At 52.4% G+C, this 25,172-nt stretch carries 18 protein-coding genes; 6 read left to right on the top strand and 12 right to left on the bottom strand.

Annotation, left to right across the window (positions count from 1 at the left end; translation table 11 throughout):
- The first annotated feature begins 185 nt into the window (after positions 1–185).
- Positions 186–1,967: a biosynthetic-type acetolactate synthase large subunit gene (ilvB, locus tag SH287x_RS07440; protein ID WP_479517982.1), complete on the top strand. Its 1,782-nt coding sequence runs from the start codon at positions 186–188 to the stop codon at positions 1,965–1,967.
- A gap of 149 nt (positions 1,968–2,116) precedes the next feature.
- A complete protein-coding gene (locus SH287x_RS07445) occupies positions 2,117–5,521 on the top strand; it encodes a DUF7133 domain-containing protein (protein ID WP_479517983.1) in 3,405 nt (1,134 codons plus the stop codon).
- A gap of 46 nt (positions 5,522–5,567) precedes the next feature.
- On the opposite strand, the gene SH287x_RS07450 is transcribed toward SH287x_RS07445, so the two are convergent.
- Positions 5,568–9,233, bottom strand: a complete 3,666-nt coding sequence (locus SH287x_RS07450; protein WP_479517984.1) for a UvrD-helicase domain-containing protein — start codon at positions 9,231–9,233, stop codon at positions 5,568–5,570.
- Positions 9,234–9,306: 73 nt separating this feature from the next.
- On the bottom strand, positions 9,307–10,371 hold the full coding sequence (locus tag SH287x_RS07455) for a M42 family metallopeptidase (RefSeq protein WP_479517985.1): 1,065 nt from the start codon (positions 10,369–10,371) through the stop codon (positions 9,307–9,309).
- A gap of 391 nt (positions 10,372–10,762) precedes the next feature.
- Between SH287x_RS07455 and SH287x_RS07460 the strand changes: the two genes are divergently transcribed.
- Positions 10,763–11,236: a hypothetical protein gene (locus SH287x_RS07460; protein ID WP_479517987.1), complete on the top strand. Its 474-nt coding sequence runs from the start codon at positions 10,763–10,765 to the stop codon at positions 11,234–11,236.
- A gap of 154 nt (positions 11,237–11,390) precedes the next feature.
- Here SH287x_RS07460 and SH287x_RS07465 read toward each other — a convergent pair whose 3' ends face one another.
- From SH287x_RS07465 to SH287x_RS07510, 10 genes are all read right to left on the bottom strand, one after another.
- Positions 11,391–12,203: a glycosyltransferase family 2 protein gene (locus SH287x_RS07465; RefSeq protein WP_479517988.1), complete on the bottom strand. Its 813-nt coding sequence runs from the start codon at positions 12,201–12,203 to the stop codon at positions 11,391–11,393.
- 147 nt (positions 12,204–12,350) lie between these two features.
- Positions 12,351–13,373 carry an NAD-dependent epimerase/dehydratase family protein gene (locus SH287x_RS07470; protein ID WP_479517990.1) on the bottom strand — a complete coding sequence of 341 codons (1,023 nt, stop codon included), beginning with the start codon at positions 13,371–13,373 and terminating at the stop codon, positions 12,351–12,353.
- Complete coding sequence (locus SH287x_RS07475) at positions 13,370–14,551, bottom strand: nucleotide sugar dehydrogenase (protein ID WP_479517992.1); 1,182 nt, start codon at positions 14,549–14,551, stop codon at positions 13,370–13,372. The genes SH287x_RS07470 and SH287x_RS07475 overlap by 4 nt, the downstream gene beginning before the upstream one ends.
- A 92-nt stretch (positions 14,552–14,643) precedes the next feature.
- Complete coding sequence (priA, locus tag SH287x_RS07480; RefSeq protein ID WP_479517994.1) at positions 14,644–16,980, bottom strand: replication restart helicase PriA; 2,337 nt, start codon at positions 16,978–16,980, stop codon at positions 14,644–14,646.
- 30 nt (positions 16,981–17,010) lie between these two features.
- The gene (locus tag SH287x_RS07485; RefSeq protein WP_479517995.1) at positions 17,011–17,502 is read right to left on the bottom strand and encodes a hypothetical protein; all 492 of its coding nucleotides are present in this window, start codon (positions 17,500–17,502) and stop codon (positions 17,011–17,013) included.
- A 51-nt stretch (positions 17,503–17,553) separates the two neighbouring features.
- Positions 17,554–19,044 carry a UDP-N-acetylglucosamine 1-carboxyvinyltransferase gene (murA, locus tag SH287x_RS07490; RefSeq protein WP_479517996.1) on the bottom strand — a complete coding sequence of 497 codons (1,491 nt, stop codon included), beginning with the start codon at positions 19,042–19,044 and terminating at the stop codon, positions 17,554–17,556.
- 85 nt (positions 19,045–19,129) lie between these two features.
- On the bottom strand, positions 19,130–19,999 hold the full coding sequence (locus SH287x_RS07495) for a S1 family peptidase (RefSeq protein ID WP_479517998.1): 870 nt from the start codon (positions 19,997–19,999) through the stop codon (positions 19,130–19,132).
- A 370-nt stretch (positions 20,000–20,369) separates the two neighbouring features.
- Complete coding sequence (locus SH287x_RS07500; protein ID WP_479517999.1) at positions 20,370–20,831, bottom strand: NanQ anomerase/TabA/YiaL family protein; 462 nt, start codon at positions 20,829–20,831, stop codon at positions 20,370–20,372.
- Positions 20,832–20,973: 142 nt separating this feature from the next.
- Complete coding sequence (locus SH287x_RS07505) at positions 20,974–21,174, bottom strand: hypothetical protein (protein WP_479518001.1); 201 nt, start codon at positions 21,172–21,174, stop codon at positions 20,974–20,976.
- A gap of 96 nt (positions 21,175–21,270) precedes the next feature.
- The gene (locus tag SH287x_RS07510; RefSeq protein WP_479518003.1) at positions 21,271–21,732 is read right to left on the bottom strand and encodes a MarR family winged helix-turn-helix transcriptional regulator; all 462 of its coding nucleotides are present in this window, start codon (positions 21,730–21,732) and stop codon (positions 21,271–21,273) included.
- A 548-nt stretch (positions 21,733–22,280) separates the two neighbouring features.
- Between SH287x_RS07510 and zwf the strand changes: the two genes are divergently transcribed.
- The 3 genes from zwf (at position 22,281) to SH287x_RS07525 (ending at position 25,153) form a co-directional block, all read left to right on the top strand.
- The gene (zwf, locus tag SH287x_RS07515) at positions 22,281–23,849 is read left to right on the top strand and encodes a glucose-6-phosphate dehydrogenase (protein ID WP_479518004.1); all 1,569 of its coding nucleotides are present in this window, start codon (positions 22,281–22,283) and stop codon (positions 23,847–23,849) included.
- A gap of 166 nt (positions 23,850–24,015) precedes the next feature.
- On the top strand, positions 24,016–24,339 hold the full coding sequence (locus SH287x_RS07520; protein WP_479518005.1) for a hypothetical protein: 324 nt from the start codon (positions 24,016–24,018) through the stop codon (positions 24,337–24,339).
- A 262-nt stretch (positions 24,340–24,601) separates the two neighbouring features.
- Positions 24,602–25,153 carry an FHA domain-containing protein gene (locus SH287x_RS07525; protein WP_479518006.1) on the top strand — a complete coding sequence of 184 codons (552 nt, stop codon included), beginning with the start codon at positions 24,602–24,604 and terminating at the stop codon, positions 25,151–25,153.
- Positions 25,154–25,172: the final 19 nt, after the last annotated feature.

A 25,172-nucleotide genomic window follows, 5' to 3' on the forward strand; every position in this document is an offset into this window, starting at 1 on the left:
AGTGACGATATCAACTGGTGATAATCGCTGGCAGGATCAATCTGGCATGTTGCCGGCTTGGAGATGACGCAGGACTTTACCCACCTGCAATAATGATTGGCGCGAATCCTTTTCTCTATCCCACAGGATAGGATCTCAGATTCAGGCTGCTTCGTTTTTTTGTACTTTTGCAAAGGATAGCTATCGTGGCGATCGTCGAGCGACCGCAGACCAAAACGCAAACCATCAATGGCGCGGAAATTCTGGTGCGGGGGCTGATTCGTCAGGGCGTAGACGTCATTTTCGCATATCCCGGTGGATGCAGCATGCCGCTCCATCAGGCGCTGACATTTCACCGCGATGAAATTCGCACTATTCTCCCCCGTCATGAACAGGGTGGTGGATTTGCTGCTCAAGGCGTGGCGCGTACGACCGGTGAAGTGGGTGTCTGCATGGCCACGAGTGGCCCTGGTGCCACAAACCTGGTGACAGCCATTGCCGACGCCAAGATGGACAGTATCCCTCTGGTCGCCATTACCGGCCAGGTGCCCACCACGGTGATTGGAACCGATGCGTTCCAGGAAACGCCGATCGTAGAGATCTGTCGTGCGATTACCAAAGCTCACTATCTCATTACTGATGTCCGCGACACGGCTCGCATTGTGAAAGAAGCCTTTCATATCGCCCGGACAGGTCGTCCCGGCCCGGTGCTGATCGATTTTCCAAAGAACGTCCAGCTGGCGACAGTGGAAGATGAACCAGATCTTGATCCACCGATGAACCTGCCTGGTTATCACCCGGAAGTTCGTAAACCAACCTCTGCTCAGATCCGCGATATTCTGGCCGCAATCCGTGAGTCGAAGAAGCCGATTTTCTACATCGGCGGAGGAGTCGTGCAGTCAGATGCTTCCGAGGAATTTACGAAGTTTGCACTGAAGACGGGAATTCCTGTTTCGACCACCGTCATGGGGATCGGGGCCTTTCCTGGTGACCATCCGCAGTCTCTCCACATGCTCGGCATGCACGGGACGGCCTATTCGAACATGGCGATTGCCGAGGCCGATCTTTTGATCGCGTTGGGCGTTCGGTTTGATGACCGTGTGACTGGCAAACTCGACGAGTTTGCCAAACATGGTAAAATTATCCATGTTGATATTGATCCTTCGGAGGTTCACAAGAACAAGAAGGCTCATATTCCGATCATCGGAAACGTCAAAGAAGTGCTTCAGGGACTCAATGCCCTGGTGAGCGATGACGACATTCCCGAAATCGATGCCTGGTGGAAACAAGTCAACGAATGGCGCGACAAATATCCACTCAAGTACCGTGACGCTGGCGATTTTATCGTCCCACAATATGCCATCGATGAACTCTGGCGTCAGACAAAGGATCGTGACACTTATGTGAGTGTGGGCGTTGGTCAGCATCAGATGTTTGCGGCCCAGTTCTATAAGTTTGCCAAGCCGCGCCGCTGGCTCTCCAGCTCAGGGTTGGGAACGATGGGGTTTGGTTTGCCCGCCGCCATGGGTGTTCAGGCGGCCTTCCCGGACTCGTTGTGTATCGATATCGATGGTGATGGCTGCATGCTGATGAACGTGCAGGAACTGGCGACGCTCTCTTGCGAGAAGTTGCCGGTCAAGATTCTGCTTCTGAATAACCAGCACCTGGGAATGGTTGTTCAGTGGGAAGATCGTTTCCATGAAGGAAACCGTGCACATACCTATCTTGGGCCAATCGATCATCCTGAAGCTGTCGGCGCCGGGGATGGTTCGCATTATGAAGAGACTTACCCCAACTTTGTGCAGGTAGCGAAAGGGTTTGGCGTTGAAGCCAAGCAGGTTCGCAGCAAGAAGGAATTTCCAGCGGCGCTGGCCGAAATGCTGGCTTACCCTGGCCCTTACCTTCTCGATGTGGTGACACCTTATCAAGAGCATGTGCTGCCCATGATCCCCAGTGGCCGCACTGTGAAAGAAATCATTCTTGAGTAATCTTTCGACGACTCAAGTCTCAGAATCTGGAGCAATTGATAACGCGTTCATCTAGCTCCACAAACTTGTGCCCACTACGATCCGTAACGCTGATAATCTCAGCAGGTCGTTGTGGGCTTTTTCTTTTGGCGTGGCAGGGATGACCACCAATGCGGTTTCCGATTGTCCTTTCAATTGCTGTCGTTTCTTTCTGGATGGTGCCGGGGAACTGGCCTGTTGCGAATGCTGGGGCCAGCGAGCCACCTGCCATGGAAGAGATGAATGGCTTTCGCGTTGCCAAAGACTTTGTTGTCGAGCCATTTGCCGATGACCGGTTGGCTCATGACATTTTCTCGATGACGATTGATCCTCAAGGGCGAGTGGTCGTTGCCGGGCCGGGGTATGTACGGATCCTGGTTGACGATAATCAGGATGGAAAAGCCGATCGAGCCATTGAATTTGCCAAGGAACCCGCGAACGGGGCACAAAGCCTGGTCTATCACGGGCGTGATCTTCTGGCGGTCGGTGATCGTGGGATTCTTTTGCTAGAAGATCAAGACGGTGATGATCGCGTCGACGGGCCGGGGAAAGTCTATCTCCAGATGAAAACAGGTGGAGAGCACGACACCCACTCACTGCAAAAAGGGCCGGATGGCTGGTGGTACCTGCTGGCAGGGAACATGGCCCAGGTCGATTATCGCTACGCGACGCTGCCATCATCTCCGGTCAAAAAACCTGAGCACGGCGTCTGGATGCGACTCAGGCCTGACTTGAAAGCAGCAGAAATTCTTTCTCATGGGCTGCGAAACGCCTATGACTTTGCGTTTGATGCGAATGGAAAGGCCTTTACGTTCGACAGTGATGATGAACGGGATATCTCATTGCCCTGGTACCGACCGACTCGTGTTATGGAACTGACTCCGGGCGTCCATCTGGGATGGGAAAGCAACAGTTGGAAACGACCTGATGATTGGTTTGATTCCCCACGCGTGGTGGCTCAGGCCGGGCGTGGGTCTCCGACTGGTGTGCTTAGCTATCAGCATGATGCTCTTGGCGATTCGTGGCGGAATGCCTTGTTTATTCTCGACTGGACTTACGGCCGCGTCATGGCCATTCGCACCAACTCCATGGAATCTGAAAAACCGGTGACTCCGGAATTGATCCTGACTGCGGCCCCCGGACAAGGATTTGCTCCCACTGACCTGGAGGTTGCCCCGGATGGATCCATTTATCTTTGTGTTGGCGGTCGCGGCACTCAGGGAGGAGTCTATCGCCTGAGGCCCAAAGTGCCACATTCCGCACCAAAACCAGATGCCGCCGCCACTCTGGCGGATCAGGCCATGCTCTCTGTTCTTGATGCACCACAGCCACTCTCCAGTTGGTCACGTGCAAAGTGGATTCCTCTGGCAAGGCGTGCTGGCCGGGAGGCTCTGGTGGCTGCGGCGGCAGATCCTCATTACTCTGAAGCACAGCGCATTCGGGCTATTGAAGCTATCACGGAACTCTACGGGGGATTGGACTCTACGGAATGGAAATCGGTGGTCAAGACCAGCCCAACTGCGGTTCAAGCACGGGCTGTCTGGGCATTGTTCCGAAGCTCTTCGCTTCCTGACGCCAAAGAATTGGTCGCCTTGATCAACACGCTACCGAAAGAAAATGTGCCTGTTAAGGCGAGTGATCCCCCCGCCAACCCCACTGTTCAATCGTTTTTGGTTCAAGCCATGCTCGAAGGGTTACTGACGAGCGACCCTGCCAAAGCATCACTTGAGTGGTGGAATGGGGTCACACCGGTCATCACCGTTGGTCTGGCTCATCCTCAACGAATCTGTAGACTGCTGGCATCACAAATTGTGGCTCGACTTCCTGAGGAAAGTCTGGTTCTCGTGGCGGGCGAAGCCAGCAAAAAAGGCCCGAAAGCAGCTCTCGCTTATGCTCATGGCTGGGTCGCGCGGACGCCATCACTCGAACAGCGAATGAACAGTTCAGCGGCTCAAGTGGCTGTCCGAGTCCTGCAACGCTCCAACGATCCTGAATTACAAAGTGAAGCGATCCGCTTGCTGCAACAGATTCTGGGTGGAGTGGGCGGACAGTCAGACGTGCCTCCAGCATTTCTGGGTTATGTCGCCGGTGCGAACCTGCAATCTGTTGAACGTCAAATCGATCAATTGCGGATCGATTTAGCCCAGATTTATCTGGAGCGAATGATTGTCAATCGTGTGGAACTGGAACGATTGATGGCCATGATCGAAATCGCTCATGAACCTGTACTTGCTAAATTAGTGAGTCAACTGACAGAGACTTCTGATCCTGTTGATGACATTCATGTGCTGGCTACCTCTTCCTGTATGCGTGTCGCACGCACAGGGGGGCTTCGTGATGCCATCACAACTGCATTCCTGCAACTCGATCAGAAGATGACGCAGCGAAAGCTTCCCAGGGATACGTATTGGAATGACCGGGTTCGCGACATCTATCACGCTCAATGTGCTGCCGATGAATTGCTGCCCATTGTGATGGCACAGCATCCGCAACTGGGACGATCACAGCATGTGGTTTTTTTATCGAAATTCCCCGGCGAGCTGTTTGCCGTTGCGCTAGCAGGCTTTCTGAAACAGATCGAAGCTGACCCGAACTACTATTGGTCGACCGATGTGCTCTTTCTCCTGGCGGCGTCTCCCGATCCTGCGCATCGGCAAATGGTTCGGCAGCAATCCAAAGAGTTTCGACTGAAAAGTGCTGCCATTGTGGCGCTGGCGGACAAACCCGACGTGATTGACCGCCCTCTCTTTCTGGAAGGGCTTACTGCTCCACAGAAAGAGGTCATTAGCGCCGCTGCCAATGCACTGGCCGTTCTTCCGGCAACTCAAGAGGGAGCGTCTCAGTTCCTCATTCTGGCGGCTGCCCGCAAGTTACAAGGTGACCAAAGTGAATACAGACTTCGAGAAGAAGTCATCGGGCTATTAGAGCGAAACCTGTCACATCAGGAGCCTTCTTTTGTCAGAGGGCCAGAGGGATACACGCCTCAGTCGGAAGCCATGTCCGCCTGGAACCGCTATCTCACGTCCAGATTCCCCAAGGAGTCGGCAGCCCTCTCGTTAGAACTCGAAAATGATCAGCAAGCCGTTCAGAAGGCATGGGGCGAAGCCAAGTCACTCCAAGGCCAGGCCGAACGTGGTACGGTGATTTTTCAGAAACGGACATGCCATCAATGTCATAGTGCGGCTGGCCAATCAACCTCCAGTGCGCTGGGGCCAGAATTGACAGGGGTTGGAAAACGCTTCTCGCGTGAAGACCTCTTGACGGCGATCATCGATCCCAGCCGTGATGTCTCGGCACGTTACCAAGCCACATTAATTGAACACAAAGATGGTCGTTCGTTATCGGGGATGATTATTTACGAGTCGGTCGATGGCTTACTGTTGAGAAATGCGACAGGGCAGGTTGTCCGTGTCGAAACCGACGACATCGAAGAACGGCGCTTGCTATCGACGTCCTTGATGCCGGCGGGATTGCTCTCGGGTGTTACGGCTCAGGAACTGGCGGATCTGGAGGCCTATCTGCAGAGCGTCAATTGAGGCCTGAACTGCTCCGGAATTTTGATGTCTCATTCCGCTTCGAGATCTATGAACTGATTGTGGATGAGTTGGTTTGTGCCTCCCACTCTTGAATCGACTGCCCCACCATCGCTTCCAGATCAGCAACCAAGACGTTTTCAAAGTTCCAGCTGACTCGCCTGAGTTTTGGGCGCATGAAGATAAGCTCCGCCTTTGCCGGCAACTTGCCAAACAAACGATGGACAGCCAGAGCATATGTCCCTAACTGAAGGCGGTAAGGATTGAGAAGTGACTCGTCAGTCGCGCGAGAAGGAACTCGACTGGTCTTGTAATCTAAAATCATCCAGCGATCATCCGCACGCTGCATGAGGACGTCGATCAATCCATAGATCTCGGTTTCTGCATTTGTGCCTGAAAGAGCAGATTGCCATTTGATGCTGAATTCCATTTCGCGATGGAGTTGCCGGGCAGAGGCCAGTTCAGCCATCAGTTCAGAAGCAGCAAACATTCGCAGCCATTCAGCAGCATGCTCTAACACTTTTGCGTTTGGAACCGTGGGAAGCCGGCGACACCATGCTGTCAGACGTGACTGTAAATCCTCTTCAGTGGCCGATCCCTGACGGGAATCAAAGGTTTCCAGCACACCATGCACCACTTCTCCCAGTAGTTCGGCATCCGCGCGGTTGAGACTAACGACGGCGGCATCTTGCCCCGAGGTTTGTCCCATTGAAGGCATTGTCGAAATCCAATGGCTCCCCTGCTCTTCCAGACGCGAGACACTTAAACGCCGATGGCGAAAACGTTCTCGCGGAAGATCGTCAACAAGCTCAGGCCATGCCAAAGGCTGCGCCTGTTCCAACTCGTTCCAGATCGCTGAAAAGGAGAGGCGTGTTACAGCAACATGATCGTGGCTCCGCTGCTGATACGCAGGAGGAGCATGATGCACGTGGACATGAGGAATCTGATCAGGAGACGTTAAATCGGAATGACCTGTTCCCAGAAATGGGTCATATTTGAGCAACCCCGTGTCCAGATGGAATGACTGACGAACAGCATCCATCCAAGGGGAAAGCTTCCCCTCGTCCAGACTGTTGAGTCCCGCAGATAGAATCAGGAGGTCGCGGGCACGCGTTGCGGCAACATAAAATAGTCGCTGATATTCTTGGAGGTCAGCCGCATCGACCGACAGCTTGAGAAACGCACCAATGGGATGGGGTTGTGATTCTCCAGTGGGCGTACTGGGGGTAATCAATGCTCCAAGATGAGAGTGTAGTGTGGGACGCAGGCCTTCCGGACGCCGGGGACGATTCATGTCGGCGACAATGACCACTGGAAACTCAAGACCTTTTGACTGATGAATCGACATCAACCGCACTACGCTACTGGATTCAGGGTGTGTGGCGGCTAATTCCTCCCGGGTCTCTTCGTCAATCGACTCCCGCAATTGAGCAACAAATGCCGACCGACTCCCGCCCGCCAAGTCAAATTGTCTTGCCAGTTCAATCGCCTTCTGGACGTTGGCCAGCTTGCGAGGCCCCAGAAACTCTTGAGAGACAATGGCCTCGTAGCCGGTTAATTCCATCGCATGACGGATGATCCGGGCTAACGGCCAATGGTCACGTTGTTGAAGGAGGAAGTGCAGCACATGGCTCACAAACTCCATCTGTGCGGCATCCTCCGTAGAAAGCGAAGGCGGGTGCAATACAGCACGAATGAGACCACCAGGAGCCATCGCCAACTGCTGAATCAAGGGATCCCGCAAGCAGAAAAAAGGAGAGCGAAGCAATCCCACCAGGCTCAAGCCATCTTCCGGGTCATCAAGAAACTGGCAAAGATGCGCGATATCAAAGACTTCCTGCTGAGCAAAGAAAGCTCGCCCTCCCGCAACGTAGTACTCAATTCCATGTGTCTGGAGAGCATGTTCATAAAGCTCCAGATTCGTCAGGGCACGGAACAGAATGGTGATGTCACCGGGAGTGATACGTCGCCAGTGACCGTTCTTTTCACGGATCCTTTCAACAGGATCTTCGAGCAATGAGGCAATTCTCCGCGCGATCCAGTCTGCTTCCCGCTTACGCAAAGGAAGAGACGTTTGTTTTCCCTGGCTATCACCTGATGTGTCTTGGGAGAAATCACCCGTTGCTTCGTCGGTTGCCTCTTCGATATCGGAAATCGCATCGAGTTCCAGACCATCATCGGGAGACGAGGCCGGCGCGGGAGCATCGGATGTCGCCCAGAGGAATTCGATCCGTTCTAACGAGGGACGTTCATCTGAAAATGAAGGCTGGAGAGCTTCATATTCATCACCCATCACCTGCCGGAAAATGATGTTCACGAAATCGAGAATCGGTGGCTGGCTGCGGAAATTGACCGTCAGTGGCAATTGGCCGCGTGCCGGAATTTTCGCTTTTAATGAACGAAACACCTGTGGGTCTGCCCCACGAAAACGGTAGATCGACTGTTTCTGATCTCCCACAAGAAAGAGTTTGCCAGTGCTCAGTTCGTTGCCGCAAAGCATCTCGACCAGTTCTGCCTGGACAGGATCGGTGTCCTGGAATTCATCCACCATGAGGACACGAATGGAACGAGACAGTGCCTGTCGCACGGTCAGATTTTTTCGCAGGAGATTCCGACTCAGAACCAGCAGATCATCAAAGTCGACACTGGCTTGCTGCTGCTTGGACGATTCGTAATCGCGAATGACCCGAGATGAAACACGTAGCCATGAAAGGCTTTTCTCGGCAATCTGCTGAAGATCGCTACTGGCGAGATCCAGTGTTTCCATGAGCGATTTGGCCTTTTTTCGCAGGTGCTCAAAAAGGTTTTTGGCTTGTTCATGGTGGGTCGCATCAGCCCAATCGCCGGGTTTGATCCCTACGACTTTGGCATGAGCCGTGAGAGATTCCAGCAGGGTTGCAATCTGTGCAAACGAGTTGAGTCCATCCCCCGGATGACGTAATTGATCCAACAGTCCTTGCAGGATGCAAAGCCGCTCAGTCAGTTTGGGAGAAAGTTTTTCTCCTATCGCACTGCTGGCGCTTCTCACAAATCGATGAACGCGTTCAAACTGCGGGAATGTCGGGAGCAACGAGATCAACTCTGGTAAACCCACATTGTGCAGCCAACTTCTCCATCGCTCGACAAGTTCGTTCGTGGTCAGTCGGGAGAAGTCATCAGCATTGATTAACTGACGCTGATTGATCAATTGGGGCAAAATGCCGAGAACCCCTTCCAGGCCATGACCAACAGCGATTGACAAAAAGTCCGGATTGTCATCGAGCAGCAGTTGTGATGCAGAGTTATCAATCGACTTTCGGCAGAGTGCATTCGCCACACTGGCTTCGAGAGTCGTAAATTCCGGGTCGAGTCCTGCTTCAATTGCGTGTGACCTTAACATTGTTCCACAGAACGAATGAATGGTGCTGATGCGGGCGCTATCCAGTTCCCGGAGAAGTCCCAGCCAGTGGGCGACGTCTTCAGTGGGAGCTTGTTTGACTTCCTGAAGACAGGCTGACCGCACACGATCCCGCATTTCACGGGCCGCTTTATCAGTAAAAGTAATGGCGACCAGCGATGAAAGCGGCAAACGATCCTGGTGTGGTTGCAAATAGCCCAAAAATCGCCGCGTGAGGACAAACGTTTTGCCGCATCCCGCACCCGCAGAGAGAGCAATTGAAACGGACTTTTCCGTCAGCGCTCGATCCTGCTGCGGAGTCAACCGTGGATTGCTCATGAACTGAATTTTCCCTGCAAGAGAGCCCACCTTTGCAAAACAACTTGTAAAGGTGGGCCATGGCATGACTCGTTTATGGAATGAAGTTTGTCTCTTCACTCACATGGGCACAAAACGCAGCCATCAAGTTGGCAGAATGTTCCAGATCGTTGAGTGACACCATCTCAACAGGGCTGTGCATATAGCGGTTGGGAATGCAAATCAAGCCCATGGCCACACCTTCACCAGCCAGTTGAAGTTGAGCGGCGTCGTTGCTGGCAGGCGAACCCAATGATGCCAATTGATAGGGGATGCCTAACAACGTGGCTTGTTGTTCAATGACATCAAAAACTCGGGGGCTGGTGTTCGGGCCGCGATAGATGACCGGCCCCTGCCCCAGTTTGACTCGTCCATGCTGGTTTTCGTCGATTGTCGGACAATCTGTGGCATGTGTGACGTCGGTCACCAGGCCAACGTGCGGCTGAATCGAAGCGGCACTGGTTTGAACACCTCTGAGACCGATTTCTTCCTGAACCGTTGATACTGCAAAAATTGCGGCTTTGGGAGACTGTGCTGCTGCCCGGCGTGCGGCGGTGAACACCGTCCAGACACCAACCTTGTCATCCATGGCGACGCCGCTGAGATAGTCATTTCTCATTTCCTGCTGATGTAACTCACAGGTAATCACATCTCCGACACGAACAGCGGCTTTCGCTTCGTCGCCGTTCAGCGCCCCGATGTCGACCCAGAGATTGCGGATTTCGGGGATGACTTTGCGATCTTCCGGGGTTTGCAGATGGATGGGTTTACGGGCAATGATGCCAGGAATTGGGCCGGTTTTGGCCCAGACCTGGACGCGTTGCCCCAGCAAAACCATCGGATCCCAACCACCGATCGTCTGAACCCATAGAAAACCGCGATCATCGATATTTTTGACAATCAGACCAATCTGGTCACAGTGACCAGCCAGCATAATGCGTAGCGATCCGCCAGGGTTCACTGCAGCAATCACGTTGCCATGACGGTCAGTCGTTACCGAGTCAGCGAACTCAGAGGCATACTTGCGAACAACCTCCTGAATGGGTTGCTCATAACCCGAGGGACTGGGGGCTGCCAACAGTGCGTTCAAAAATTGCCGATCAATTTCAAGCATCGCCATTCAAGTGTGCCTTCTCGGGCTTCCTGCATGACAACACAGGGAGCGCTCAGGGGAAAGTGGAATTGTGCGGGGACGTGAGAGAAGCGAGTGAATCGATAGATTAAGCGATGAATTCCCACTTGTCGCTGCTCCTCAAGATATCTGTTTTTGTCTGCAATTGTTTTCACTTTGGTAGAATGGCGAATGCAGGAAGACGAGCGGTGTGAGGGGTGGTCATTACCTTTGCAAACCAATGAAGTATTTACATCAGTTCACATGAATTTCTTTGACGATTTGAAATTGAACCGGTAGCCTCAATGGATGCTGGCAGAGTCAGCGAAGGTAATCGAGATTTACGGGTCACCGATTGCGACGGCATCATTGAACGCACAAATTTATCACGGATGGCACCATGATTTCGCGACGCGAATTGACAATCACATCAAACATCGCAGGGATGCCCCCCGTTGCCATCCCTATCGCTGGTGTTCCTATCCCTGGCTCACCAACTCATGCTCTGTCCCTTGAGGCGATCGCTCAGGATCACAAGATCCATGGAGGCACGGCTCAGGGAAGCACGACTCAGGGAAGCACGACTCAGGGAAGCACGACTCAGGGAAGCACGACTCAGGGAGGGGCTAATCAGGGAAAAGGTACTGAGTGGCCGTTTACCCCAGCAGAGATTTCTGAAGCTGATCAGACCGTAGCGACCCTCCGCGGTCGACTTAAAGGTCTGGTTTATGACCTGGAACTCTGCTGGAATGGTGAACGAGTGATTCTGACCGGCCAGTGCCCGTCCTATCACGCAAAGCAGTTAGTCTCTGCGGCCGCCCGGGAACTTATGGCCAACAAGCGAATCTGCAATGAGATTTGCGTTGAACGCTAGTGGTACGACCACTCGATCCTGACAGGTTGTTGAACTCGTCCGTAGGCTCGTTGGCCTGCCCACCACTCTTTGCTTAACCTGTCAAATCAGAATTGAAGCTCCACGAGTCATTCACTTGGTTGAAATGCATTTGAAACAGATCCCATTTAAGAGATCATTTCGTTGTAGATTCCGCCGTATCGCAATTTATGGGATCACGACCAATGCTCGACGGAGCGGCAAGTGGAACGGGTTTTTTCAACAGGCGTTTGAATTGCTGAAAAATAGTATAGCGATACCACTTCAAATAGTGAGGTAACCAACTCCAGAGTTTGAAGTGACTGGTTCCTTCCGTTCGATCCCGCCAGCAACTGGGAACCTCAGCGATCTGTGCTCCGTTCGCGTAGGCTCTGGCTGTCAATTCCAAAGCAATTTCAAATCCTTTGTGACTTTGAATACCAATGCCGTTGATGAGTTCGGCATCGTATAGCCTGAAGTTGTTTGTCGCGTCATGGACGGGAAATCGTGTAAACCAAAAAAGTGTGACTCCTGCGATTCTTGCCAGCAGGGGTTTGATCCCTGGTTTCACGAGCATCTTCCCTCCTCGCATAAAACGCGAGGGGCAAACAACATGGTAGCCTCTGGCATACAGATCCAGCATTTCCGGGATGATTCGCAGATCGTCGGAAAGGTCAGCCATGAGTACCAGTGCCGGCCCTCTCTTGACGGCTTGAAAACCGGCACGAATGGCATTGGCTGGCCCGCGGCCCAGCTGATTATGCACCAGATGGAGCCAGGGACGTGACTGCGCGAATTGCTCGGCAACCGGCCGCGTGGTGTCTTCGGCCATGTCGTAGACGACAAACATCTGGAATGGCGGCAGGCCCGCGCCTTCAATCTCAGCGATCAATTTGGGAAAGCTGGCAGCTTCATTATAGACCGGCACAATAATAGAGAAGCGAGGAACATCACAAATCTCGGAGTTCACGACGGCTCCATTCACCAGCATATTCAGCGATACAGCTTCGCGGTTCAGTGAAGGTCAGTCAGAGAAGCCATGATGAGTTCCAACGGCAATTCCGCATGACCGGGTTTCAAACACGACGCCTGGACAATTCATCGAACGGAACCGGATTCAAATGGTACCCAGCTGGATTTGCTCACGAATCCACGGGATGACCTCGTCGAGAATATCAGAGAGTGAAGTCGTTGCCGAAAAATCCAACATCTTTTCAGCTTTGCTGACGTCTGGCGAACGAACCTGAACATCATAGGCAAAGGGATCATCGCAAAGATAGGCGAATGGTTTTTCCCCGAGATGAACCTTGTCCCAAATAACCTTCGCAAGTTCCAGAACGGTGGTGGCTGTAGCCGTCGAGATATTGAAGTCCTCGTTCAAAGCCCTGGGGTGTTCAACACATGTCCGGATCCCTTTGGCCAGATCGCCGCCATAGGTGTAGTGGCGAACCTGTTGTCCACTTCCCAGAAGGTGTAAAGGATTTTGTCCTTTGAGGATCTTTTGAACCAGATCCGGGATGACATGGCTCATCGCCAGTTGAATATTGCCAGAATAAATTTCCTGGTCACCCAGCGCTCGTCGCTCACCAATCCCGGCACAGTTAAAGGGACGGACAATCGTGTAGGGAAGTTTGTATTGTTCGTAAGCTCCCTGAGCAAAATACTCAGTGGCCAGTTTCTGAAAACCATAGGTCGAAGAGGGAGGGGGGCATGTTCGCTGAGCACCCTCGGCTGTCGGGAAGGTGGTCACATTTTCAAAGACCATCGACGAAGACAAAACGGTGATCTTCTGAAGCTTCCTGGATTGGAAAGCATCAATGGCTGCTTCAAAAGCCGAAGCGGTGATCCGTTCATTTTCTGCCAGCAGGTCGAAGGCCAGCGTGTGGAAATAGGCAATCCCGCCGATCATGGCGGCTCCTGCGACAAAATGATCGCAGTCAGCCAGAACCTGCTTCAACAGGCCCACATCCTTAGCGTCTCCTGAAATCAGTTGAAATCGTTCATGATTGGCAAAGGAGAGATGCGTTGGGCCGTACTTGGAAAAATTGTCGAGTCCAACAACATCCCAACCATTCTGCAAGAACTCCTGGACGACATAGCCTCCGATGAATCCCGCAGCACCTGTGATCAGAATTTTCATGGAAAACTTTTCGTAAGGACACCAGCAACATCAATAACAGGCTGGCGAAATGTGACTTGACGGTAAACCTGGTGAGGGGCACCAACAACAATGAGTTCTGCCCGATCCAGCACTTCTTCCAAAGAGACCAGATCCGGGTCAGCCACGTAAGGATCCGTGCAGAGCACCGTTCGGCACTCAAACTCCAGCACCTTGCGCAGCTTATAAGAGAGCGAACTTCGCGAGTCATCACAATCAGGCTTAAAGGCCATTCCGATGACCCCGACGGTCATCTTCGATAAATCGTATTTTTGTTTAAGCTGCTGCACAAGAAAATGAGGCAAGCCTTCATTGACCATCATGGCATGCTGACCGAGTGTCAACAAATTATGATTGAATGAGGCCAACTGCATGGTGTCTTTCAGCAGGCACGGGCCAGCTGCAAAACCAGCGCGAGCAAACCCTTTCATGCGAGGATAATTTGTCGTGGTGGCCTTATGGATCGCCTCGAAGTTGGCACCATACTGCTCTGCCAGCATGTAGAACTGGTTAGAAATCGCGAACGTAATATAGCGAAACGAATTCGCAAACAGCTTGGATAGCTCGGCTTCCACTGTAGTGAGAGGGAGCACATGGGCACCCATCGTTTGAAAGAACTGGGTTGCTCGGTGTTGCGCCTGTTCTGTGGACGCTGAAACAATCTGTGGCAATTCCACCAGTTCACGAATGGCATAGCCTTGAGCAATGCGTTCAGGACAGTAAGCCACTTCCAGATTGCGGCCAGCTTCTTGAATACGCCGCACCAGACGATCTGTTACGCCCGGAAAAACGGTGCTCCTGATCATCAACAACTGACCATCCACCATGGCACGGATCACGGACTCCATGATTCGATCGAAAGACCGGATATCAGGGTCAAGGTATTCGTCAACTGGGGTTCCGATGGTGACGATCACGACCTGAGAGCGGGCGATGGCGGCGATGTCGTTGGTGCAAGAAAGCAATTCTCGCTCCAGAGCTTCTTTCAGAAGTGGTTCTGCTCCTTCTTCCTGAAAAGGCAAGGTTCCCTTTTCAATTAGTGCCAGGGCATCGCTGTTCTTATCGACCAGTGTGACGTGGAATCCCGCCTTACAGAGCACCAGCCCAAAAGGAAGTCCAACATGGCCGGCGCCCCCGATAATTGCGACCTGGCGATCCATGTTATGCCTCTCTTTATGCAGTGCCCTCACCGACAGAATCTGGCAATCTTGTACCCTAACTGTCTTCACAAAGCATCTGTGTACAAAAATCTTCAACGGAAATTCATGGGGTCAATATCGACGGTGAGTTCAACAGGCGACAAGTCAGGAATAATTGGTTCGACTCGTTTCCAGAGTTCTGCCAATGCCTGACCAGATCCGTGGGATAACTGCAATTGAAAGCGAAAGTGCTTTTTCAATTTGGCAACCGCGCAGGGAGATGGGCCAAGAAGTTTGACCGCGATTCCTTCAAATTCCAGCGATTCCGCTTCAATGGAAGCTCGAACTCTCTCCGCGGCTTTCTCTACGTCGGCTTCGATTTCACCTCGAAAAATGATACGCATCAGCCGTACAAACGGAGGAAAACCAAAGGAGTGGCGATGTTCCAGTTCTTGTTTTGCAAACGAAGTAAAGTCGTGACGAGCCGCGCATTGAATCGCGGGTTGATCAGGACATGCGGTCTGGACAAGCACTTTTCCACCCAATTCGCCGCGTCCTGTACGACCGGCGACCTGGGCAATCAACTGAAAAGTCCGTTCAGAAGCGCGGAAATCAGGTTGATGAAGTGACGTGTCGGCATCAATCACGCCCACCAAAGTCACGTTCGGAAAATCCAGCCCTTTGGCGATCATCTGTGTTCCCAGAAGAATACGAACTTCGCCATGACGAAAGGCTTCCAGAGCTTCGTCGTGGCTGCCACGCTTCTGCATGGTATCGCTGTCCATTCGCAGAACACTGACACCAGGGAAACGGGCCTTCACTTCATGTTCTAATCGCTCGGTTCCTTGCCCTAAAAAAAGAAGACCCGGTTTATGGCAACTCGGGCAATGTGATGGTGGGGGAATTGAGAAATCACAACTGTGGCACAATGCTATCTGGCGTTGCTTATGGTAAGTCAACGTGACATCGCAGTCAGGGCAGCGCACACTCTGGCCACAAGCCCTGCAGAAAAGTGCCGGCGAAAAGCCACGCACATTAAGAAACAGGATGATTTGCCCGTTTTTCGCCAGAGCTTCCCGCATGGCCACCAACATGGCACGTCCCAACGAGGCTCCTTTTTGAATACTGATGTCATTTCGTACGTCGACAGTCACAACAGGCGGAAGCGGCCTGCTGGCAACACGTTTTGGCAGCGAAAGCACCTTGTCCTGTTTGCGGATTCCTCGCAACCAGGTTTCCAGCGTGGGAGTCGCGGAACCCAGAATCAATGGAATCTGGGCATCTTGTGTCCGTCTGCGGGCGACTTCCCGTGCGTGATAACGGGGAATGGAATCCTGCTTAAAGCTGGTCTCGTGCTCTTCGTCGATCACGATCAGTCCCAGATTCGGCGTGGGAGCAAAGACCGCACTGCGGGCACCGACAACCACTTGCACTTCGCCTCTGGCAATTTGCTGCCAGTAGCTATGACGCTCCACATCGGTTAAGTGAGAGTGCAACACCGCGACTGACGAAAAACGTGCTCGGAAACGGCGAATTGTCTGTGGTGTCAGACTGATTTCGGGAACAAGGACAATGGCCTGTCGCCCGTATTTGACGACTTCTTCGATCACACGAATATAAACTTCGGTCTTTCCGCTCCCGGTGACCCCATAGAGCAGAAACGTATCGTGCTTGCCGTTCGACATGGCAAGGATGGTCTGTTCAACGGCTTGACGTTGATCCGTATTGAGGACAATTTCCGACCTGTCGGCGACCCCATGACTGGAAGCGGAGGTTGACCAAGTACGAATTTTACTGACGGTCACCAGTTTTTTTGTACGAAGGCTTTGAACGGGAGCCAAGCCACAATCAGCCAGTGATGTGAGTTCATCGGCGGCCATCGGTTCTGTCGCAGAACGTAAGATCTCGATGATTCTCTGCTGAGCAGGAGGAAGTTTTGAGCGACCAAGCCGTTCCGTAAAATCGGTTGCAATCGAGAAGTGCAGTAATTCGCGTGTTCCCGCTTTGGACTTAACTCCGGCGGGGATGACACTGTCCAGAACTTGTCCCCAACTGCAGAGATATTCTTCGCTAATCCACTTTGTGAGACGCAACATACCGGCATTGGCTAACGGGGCCGTATCGAGCAGTGATTCTATGCTCTTGAAATTCTTATTGGCCGGTCTCTGATTGCTGAGGGAAACACAATACCCCTGGGTTAATTTGCTCCCGGCACCGAAAGGAACACGCACTCGTGAACCGGGTTGAATCTGGCCGCGTAAGCCATTGGGGACAAGGTAGTGGTATGATTTCATCAGCGGGAGATTGAAGACGATTTCCGCATAAAGCTGGTCGGCCTGGTCAACGATCTCCCAGGGAGTTTGCTTCTCTGGAAGGTCTTCGCTCGCGAATAATGCCCGTTGTTGATCCGGTGTTCCCATGATGCCAAAATCATATCGTGGGCTGATCACAGAGACTATCTGTCCGACTGATGATCAACGTTATCTCGAAGCTTTTCTCTGACATTGATCGTAGTGATGCCTGGCAGATCGCCCACTGATCGTGGATGACTTGAGTAGTTCAGCTGCGATGGTTTCAACGGCAAGCCAAATATTTTCCTGCGACAGGAGATGTTCGGTCTTATCGAGCATTCGTCGTTCAAGCCTCTCGACCTGCTTGGGGCCATTGGCCCGCAGCATGGCATAAGCTCGTACCTGCCGGAGATCACTCGTAGCCCCGGCAACATGATAGGCCCCTGTGAATCGGGCTTCCGCTGCCAATCCTGCCAACAGGATCAAGATCTCACCTTCCAGCACATCGTGACTGGGTTTGAAAGTCCCTTTGTTGATTTTGCACTGCCCCAATCGCTCGGTATTGGGTTCTATCGTCACTTTGTGAACAGGCCGGCCCAGATAAATTGCGATGACGGCATGGCCAGCTTCGTGATAAGCCGTCGCTTTCTGTGCTGGAGTTATGGCGTCAGGGTCAGTCATGAGCGTTGAGTTTTGTGGTGAGTTCAAACTTGTGAACAGACTTGCGACAAGTCACTCGTCTCTCTCGATATTTGCGATGAACGGTACATTTCCAGGCGATGTGTTTCGGGAGTATGCGACAAAATGGGGTATGGGAAATTCCGCAGTCGGCGCGGGATTGCTTTCATCCAACCGTACCGCCGATTCACCGATTCCTAAAAGTTCATCAGGTCGTAGACTGATTGGCCAGGAATGGGGCTGATCAACCGCACGAGTGATGTTCGCTCCCAGCGAGGCCAACTTCAGATCGAGTCGTTCATAGCCGCGATCCAGATGGTAAACACGGCGAATGACGGAGTCTCCTTCAGCCGCTAAAGCCGCGATGATGAGTGCCGCACTGGCACGAAGATCCGAGGCCATCACGTTAGTGCCGCTCAAATGAGCAGGGCCACTGATGATAGCGCTAGCGCCTTCCCGCCGGATTCTCGCTCCCATCCTCATCAGTTCCGGAACGTGCATGAATCGATCCGGAAAGACTTTGTCAGTCACGACGCTAATGCCCGGAACCAGGCACAAAAGGGCGGTCATCTGGGCCTGGAGATCGGTCGGAATGCCAGGGTATGGGAGAGCTGTGCAATCGGTCGGAATGAGAGACGCCATTCCTGAAACATGGATGCCCTGGATGCCGCGATGAGTTGTTGCTGGTTCAATAACAACCCCAATTTGCCTTAACATATCGATGAGGGCTGAAAGATGTCGAGCCTCACATCCTCGGATCAATACATCACCGCAAGTGGCAGCAGCGGCAATCATTAGTGTGCCAGCTTCAATTCGATCAGGAATCACTTCATGTTCAACCGCATGCAGTTCTTCGACACCTTCGATCTCTATGACGGGTGTGCCATGTCCCGTCACTCGCGCACCAGCTGCATTGAGGTAATTTCCCAGATCGATAATTTCAGGTTCACAAGCCGCTGCTGAAATACGGGTCTTTCCTTTTGCCAGACAAGCGGCGGTCATGATATTTGCTGTGCCGGTGACGGTACTGCCAAAAGATCCGCCCAGATAGATTTCTGCTCCGCGCAGCCTTCCGGCTTCAGCAAAGATGTATCCTCGTTCAATACGAATGTCGGCTCCCAGAGCTGAGAGGCCTTTCAAATGCAGGTCAATCGGACGGTGACCGATATTGCAGCCGCCCGGCAACGAGACTGTGGCCTTCCCCCACCGTGCCAGCAATGGCCCCAAGACACAAACACTGGCTCGCATTTTGCGAACAAGTTCGTAATCCGCAATTCCTGTTGTCATTGAAGGGGGCGTGATCGACAAGTGCCCTGCCGTCCGCTCTGATTGACCTGCGATCCCTTCCGATTGAATCGTCGCCCCTAAAGAAGCCAGCACCTGCTGCAAGGTCGTGACGTCGGCGAGTTGAGGCACTCGCCGCAGGACTGTCTGCCCACTGACCGCCAATGAGGCAGCCATAATGGGAAGGGCGGCATTTTTCGCGCCAGCAATCTCGACTCCGCCAGCAAGCGGCACACCACCATTGATAATCAACATGTCCATCCATGGACTCCTTCACAGCAGAGGCAAGGTCTGCCGGGATCACCCGTTGAGGTGACGAACACCGTTGCCGCTTGCAGTTACTTCATCATGACAAAGGCCTTGAGACAATCCCAGTTTGGGGATTGGAGGAAGGATTTGCCACTGTCGCACTGGTCACAGGAAGCTGTGGATTAGCTGCCCCTTGGGATGAATTGTTTTTTGGAGCTGTTGGAAGCACGCCTTCGATGATCTCCGGGATCAGGCTGGCATACCATGTCACGTTAAGCCCCAATCGGTCATCATAAATGGGATCGCGGTTGGAAACATCAAGTGTGGCGGCATGAATACCCAACAGGCACCATCGATCCTCAAATTGCCCAGCCACCGCCGTTGGTCGCCGCAATTTGGCAACGACAGGGGAACCGCTGGTGCCGCGATGGGTGCGGGCATCTGTCACAAAGTAGGGGTGGCCCTTGAAAGGATGGGCGAAATCACTGGCCACGACAGCCTGGCGAACCAGCGGGAGGTTATGCAGCGTATCATGGAATCCCAGAGGAAATCCGATGATGAGAACTTGCTGACCAGGAGGCAGCGTTTCATCAGAACCCAGGACGTCGTGGGCACTAAAACTGGAAAACAGGAATCGACTTGTTAATCCCTCTTCAGCCAGAGGAACCGCGACCACATCAATCTCGGGACGATTACTGGGGTGAACTTTCCAACGGGATAGGTTGTTCTCGTAAAGTGGGATGGCCAGTGGCCCATTTTGTTTCGGGTCATCCCGGCGAGTGTGCAGTTGAAGCTTCAGAAAATCAGGCTGATGACCAGCGGCATCGTCGCGACAGACATGCCGATTGGTAATGAGATAAACGATGCCTTTCCACAGGAAGAAAAACCCGCTGGCATTGGTCAGCAACTCTCCCCGCAGGTAAGTTTCGACCTTGGCCACACGAATAAAAAGTTCCGGAATCAACATTCATTGCCCTTCTTCAGTCCCCTCGGCTACCCGACCAGAAACCACGGCCTCTTCGCTTTTCGACACCCCGAATTAATTGACTTAAAACGACAACCCATGATCCACAGTTTGCCTGTCAGCAGTTTTCAGCAATCGAACTCCTCTTTTTTATCCGTTCACCGGGAATCATTGCCTGAGAAGTCTTTGCTCAGATGCGTTTCTGTTGGGTGTTTTTGAGACTGCCGGGAGGACTGGCGATTTTTTGGTAAGGGTATCTTGACACGAAAAGTGAGACTTCGCATCCGAAAGAAGCAGATTTGAGGTTCCCTGGCGATGTTCTCACAGGACTCAGGTGTCAAAGTCAAATTTTGGCCAGAGTGCCAAATCGTCCTTATGTCCAATCACCTTTCACTTTCATCACCACTTTTCGCACTGGCGATGGAGCATTAACGGCCAATCCTGGTGCGTGAATATCCTGCGGAAAAAAAATCAGAAACATCCCGGCTGAGACAACCAATCGACGACTGCCTGACTCGTAGAATGTGACATCACGCTCCGTTGAATAGGGCATTTTGACAGGGAGATGATCATGAGACGTTGCCAGGCCAAATGACTCTTCGCCGTGGACAACATATTGCACGTCGACATAGCGCCGATGAGATTCCCAAACGGCCTGATCCTCTCTCTTTGTCTGGTATTCTTCGACAATCGCGATCAGATTCTGGCCATCAATTTCATAGCGACCTGGTTTTAGACCAGCACATTCTTCAGAAGCAAGAAACTCCAACGCTCGCTGAATTTGTGGCGATAATGAGTAATAACAGGCGGCATGGGAGAGTTGATCAACAATCACGAGTGTCTCTTTATCTCATTAAACAGCCGGGAGGCCCGCGTCATGATCAGCCGCGTTTTCATCTCCCACAGGAAAAAGAGAGTTTTTGTGCGACCACCAGGAATTCGCAACACATCAGGATGCAAACACGGTTGAGATGCTATCAAGCTTCTTCAGGAAACAGATTCGCCCAGTACATCACCACAGAGCGAATTCGAGTAATGAAAACGTCAACTCGTCTGCCAATTTGATGGTCAGCAAAATCTCCGCGACTTCGAGCCACGTCAACCACGACCTCGCTAATGAGAATGGCTCCCATTAACAGGCAGGCCGTGATCATGGCTCGAAGGGCCGTGTGCAACATCGATGGAGTTCCCGCCAGCTCTCGGTGCTTGTCATGCCAGACCAACCTCGCTTCGCCTTCTTATTTTCAGCAAATGTTGACGCTGGAGTTTAAGTCTTATGACACAGGTTGAACGACTTCCGGGGTCTCTGCAATAACATTTTCATGGACTTTTCGCAGGCTGGCGATCAGAGTCTGAATTTCCTGAGACGAGAAGTTTTCGACAGCAATCGCTCGGACTTCCATCACGCAATCAACAATTTTTTCCCAGATTGGCTCGGCAGCAGGCAGCAAGCGGATAATCTTTTTTCGACGATCCCCATAGGCTTCAGTGCGTTCAATCAGCCTGGCTTGTTCCATACGATCCAGAATACGAACCAAAGTGGGAGGTTCGATCATCATTCGTTCAGCCAGTTCTGTCTGGCAGAGTTCCTTGTCCTTGGCGAGCCAGCCGATGACATGTGATTGGCGGTAAGTAATGCCATACTTCTCAAGTTCTGCGTTAAGTGCCCTCTGGTAGCTTTGTGTTGCTGTCCCTAACCAATATCCGACACTGCTTTCAAAATCATACTGTTTCACGATGGCCTCACATGAAAAATGAAGAAGGGATCAAAAGAGCGGCTGAGCTTTGTCTGTAAAAAAGTTTTGCGTGTTTTTCAGAAGACACGCCTGGATCTGCCGTAATATTTCTGTGAGAAATGAGTGAAGACACTTTCGCCATCGCAATTGACAATTGTCGTCAGATCACCAAGCCTTGATTGGACTTTGCGCCACACTAACTGGCAAGCCGCTGACAATCCAATGGCGCCTTAATATTTCATAATAAACAATTGCTGCTGCGAAAATCATGAGGTTTTTCCCGTGCCTCGCAGCCGGGATCACTTTTGCCGACTATCTGCCGCTTGCGGCAATCCTCTTCCCTTACAGTATCACCTCATTCATAAGTACGGGAAAATTTACATTCATCTCGGCTCAGTGTTCATGCTGCACCCTTGCAATTCTGGTCGATGGCCGTTGGAGTGCAGATTCCATCGTCTTCGATACAGTCTGGGTATTACAGGGTGAAGCCCAACCTCGCGACTTCACCCTGCCTGCCGACCAGTCGTTTGAATAAGGGAATGTGAACCATGATCGGTCAGTCCGTGACGACGCCACAAGCCACAGTCGTCATTTTCGGTGCTTCCGGCGATCTGACAGCGCGTAAATTGCTTCCGGCTCTGTATGACCTCTGGAATGATGGGTATCTGAGCGATAACTCACCTATTGTGGGGGTAGCTCGTCGGGAAAAATCTCACGAGGAGTTCCGCAGCGAAATTTATGACGCCATCCGCACCTCGGTACGTGACGGCGAAGTTTCCCCTGAAAAGTGGGTGAAGTTTTCGTCGCGACTGTTTTATCGTCAGACAGATATCTCGGATGCCAATGAGTATGAAGGACTTTGCACCGATCTGAAAAAGCTCGAAGAGGCAGCTGGCTTGCCACCAAACCGTGTGATTTACATGGCCACCTCTCCCGATCTTTTTTTGCCAGCCGTCGAGCATTTGTCGCTGGCAAATATGATCCCTGACCGTGACGACGAGCACTGGTTGCGTGTGGTTTTTGAAAAACCGTTCGGACACGATCTGGCTTCGGCTCAGCAACTCAGTGCCAATCTGAAGCGGTTACTGCGAGAAGATCAGATTTATCGTATCGATCATTATCTCGGGAAAGAGACTGTTCAGAACATCCTGCTCTTTCGATTTGGGAACTCCATTTTCGAGCCTCTCCTGAATCGCAGTCATGTGGAGCACATTCAGATTACCGTCGCCGAATCGCAGGGCATGGAGCGAGGTCGGGGCGGATATTACGATAAGTCAGGAGCACTTCGTGATGTTCTTCAGAACCATGTTCTTCAACTGTTATGCCTGATTGGCATGGAACCCCCTGCCCGGTTCCTTGCGTCTGACCTGCATGACGAAAAATTGAAAGTGCTTAAGTGCCTGAGGCCGGGTAATAAAGGTGACATCAGCTCCTGGGTCGTTCCCGGACAGTATTCCGCGGGAATGGTCGATGGGCAAGCGGCTGCCAGTTATCTCTCGGAAGAACGGATTGCACCGGATTCACGTACAGAAACGTATGTGGCGATGAAAGTCGAAATTGACAACTGGCGCTGGGCCGGAGTCCCCTTTTACCTGCGGACAGGCAAGCGGCTTCCCAAACGCGTTTCGGAAATTGCAATCCAGTTCAAGCTGCCACCGCTGAATCTGTTCAGTACCGTGGAGTGCGAAGGAGACATTTGCGACCTGGTCGGCGCACGGCCCAATACGCTGATTTTCCGAATTCAGCCCAGCGAATCAATTTCGCTCCGATTCTCGACTAAACGTCCTGGGATGCAGTATCAGATTCACCCGGTGAAGATGGATTTCAAGTACGAAGAGGCTTTTGCCGAAGCGTTGCCAGAGGCCTACGAGCGGTTGCTTCTGGAAGTTCTGCGTGGTGACTCGACTCTGTTTATGAGAAGCGACGAACTAGAAGCGGCTTGGCAGTTCGTTGACCCTGTGCTCAAGTTCTGGGAAGACAAGCAGGTTGTCCCCGAGCCGTATCGTTCAGGAGCATGGGGGCCGCGAGAGGCTGATGAATTGCTTTGGGAATCGGGCCATCGTTGGCGCACTCCGGGTGAATCAGGGCCATCTGGTGAACTGAAACCCGCTCATTAGTCAGAGGAGTGTTGCGTTAACCCTCCCGGTACCAGAATCATCGGCACCGGTGCTATCTGCGGGAGGGTTTTCTCCAAATGTGCTCATGGATTCACCGTGAATCTTGAGTCAGGCTGATTTTGCAGCACTAACGAGGCCATGACTTTTGATCCGCCAGCAGGTCACTGTGAACCGATCCCTGCTGGGACTGATGTCGCTGGCATGCGGGGGCGTTGCGCTCCTGCTGACTCTCTGGGATCGTCATCAGGCTGATGGGATGGGCGGCGCACTGCTGCGGATTGGGATTCTTCTGGGGGCGTTGTGGTTATTTATTCCCCAACGATTGACCAATCGAAGAGTGGCTGTCCTTCCCTTGTGGGGCGTGGGAGTCATGCTCGTGCTCCTGGTACTGCTGGCACGTATTCGTGTGCCCGTTTTGTATCTGGTGATGGCGTTGACCGTCTTTCTTGTCCTGATCTGGTTCGTGAAACCACGGCCACGACACCGATAGACATGGTAAGACATTGATATGAGGGTTTGTCCCCTTTTCTCAGGAAAATCTATCGAATCTTTAATCCTGAGAAACTGCATTTCCCGCTTATAAAACAGGGAAAATGCCAATCATCACGCGATATGGGTCGTCTTCCGCGATCCATCGGTCATAATTGATCAAAGTTGATAGATGGATTCGGGATGTCGACTGAAATGCCTCATCCGTTTTGACTGAAATGACTTCTTGGTGCGATACGCAAACCCAGACTATGGGATGGCATATGCTAGGTCAGCTCATTCCGATCGGTGGCGGTGATCCGATCCCATTGTTGCAGGCAAGAATTGTCGTTGGACGTCGCCCTTCCTGTGACGTTGTCCTCGAATTCTCAAACGTATCCTCTCAGCACTGCGAACTGCTGTATGAGCAAGGATATTGGAAAATGCACGATCTGGGATCGAGCAATGGCACTAAGGTTAACGGGGTTCGCCACGAGACCCGGTGGCTGAACCCTGGAGATGAAGTCACTTTTGCAAAGCACCGCTTCAATATTGATTATGTGCCAGGAAGTTCAGAACCGGCGCCACTTAACGAAGAAGAAAACGCCTTCTCGCGAAGCCTTCTGGAAAAAGCCGGGCTGACAGAACCAGAAAGGCGACCATGGCCACGATCCTCTTCGTCGCGGCCGTCATCCTCGAGCAGTGGATCCTCTACAAATCCCCCCTCTTCTCACTCTTCGTCAGCGCTCCCGCCGTTGGGGCCAGGACGCCCGGCACCGAGTCCCAACGCGGAGGACGGCGACGACGATGTCCTTCGCTGGCTCACCGACGAGTAATGAGTCGCCCCTATTGACC

Source organism: Planctopirus sp. SH287 (assembly GCF_056500625.1).

What these genes read in the sequence shown, in the direction of transcription:
- SH287x_RS07445 (WP_479517983.1), top strand. Translation starts at nt 2,117, where the DNA reads ATGCGGTTTCCGATTGTCCTTTCAATTGCTGTCGTTTCTTTCTGGATG.
- SH287x_RS07450 (WP_479517984.1), bottom strand. Translation starts at nt 9,233, where the DNA reads ATGAGCAATCCACGGTTGACTCCGCAGCAGGATCGAGCGCTGACGGAA.
- SH287x_RS07455 (WP_479517985.1), bottom strand. Translation starts at nt 10,371, where the DNA reads ATGGCGATGCTTGAAATTGATCGGCAATTTTTGAACGCACTGTTGGCA.
- SH287x_RS07460 (WP_479517987.1), top strand. Translation starts at nt 10,763, where the DNA reads ATGATTTCGCGACGCGAATTGACAATCACATCAAACATCGCAGGGATG.
- SH287x_RS07470 (WP_479517990.1), bottom strand. Translation starts at nt 13,373, where the DNA reads ATGAAAATTCTGATCACAGGTGCTGCGGGATTCATCGGAGGCTATGTC.
- SH287x_RS07475 (WP_479517992.1), bottom strand. Translation starts at nt 14,551, where the DNA reads ATGGATCGCCAGGTCGCAATTATCGGGGGCGCCGGCCATGTTGGACTT.
- SH287x_RS07485 (WP_479517995.1), bottom strand. Translation starts at nt 17,502, where the DNA reads ATGACTGACCCTGACGCCATAACTCCAGCACAGAAAGCGACGGCTTAT.
- murA (WP_479517996.1), bottom strand. Translation starts at nt 19,044, where the DNA reads ATGGACATGTTGATTATCAATGGTGGTGTGCCGCTTGCTGGCGGAGTC.
- SH287x_RS07495 (WP_479517998.1), bottom strand. Translation starts at nt 19,999, where the DNA reads ATGTTGATTCCGGAACTTTTTATTCGTGTGGCCAAGGTCGAAACTTAC.
- SH287x_RS07505 (WP_479518001.1), bottom strand. Translation starts at nt 21,174, where the DNA reads ATGTTGCACACGGCCCTTCGAGCCATGATCACGGCCTGCCTGTTAATG.
- zwf (WP_479518004.1), top strand. Translation starts at nt 22,281, where the DNA reads ATGATCGGTCAGTCCGTGACGACGCCACAAGCCACAGTCGTCATTTTC.
- SH287x_RS07525 (WP_479518006.1), top strand. Translation starts at nt 24,602, where the DNA reads ATGCTAGGTCAGCTCATTCCGATCGGTGGCGGTGATCCGATCCCATTG.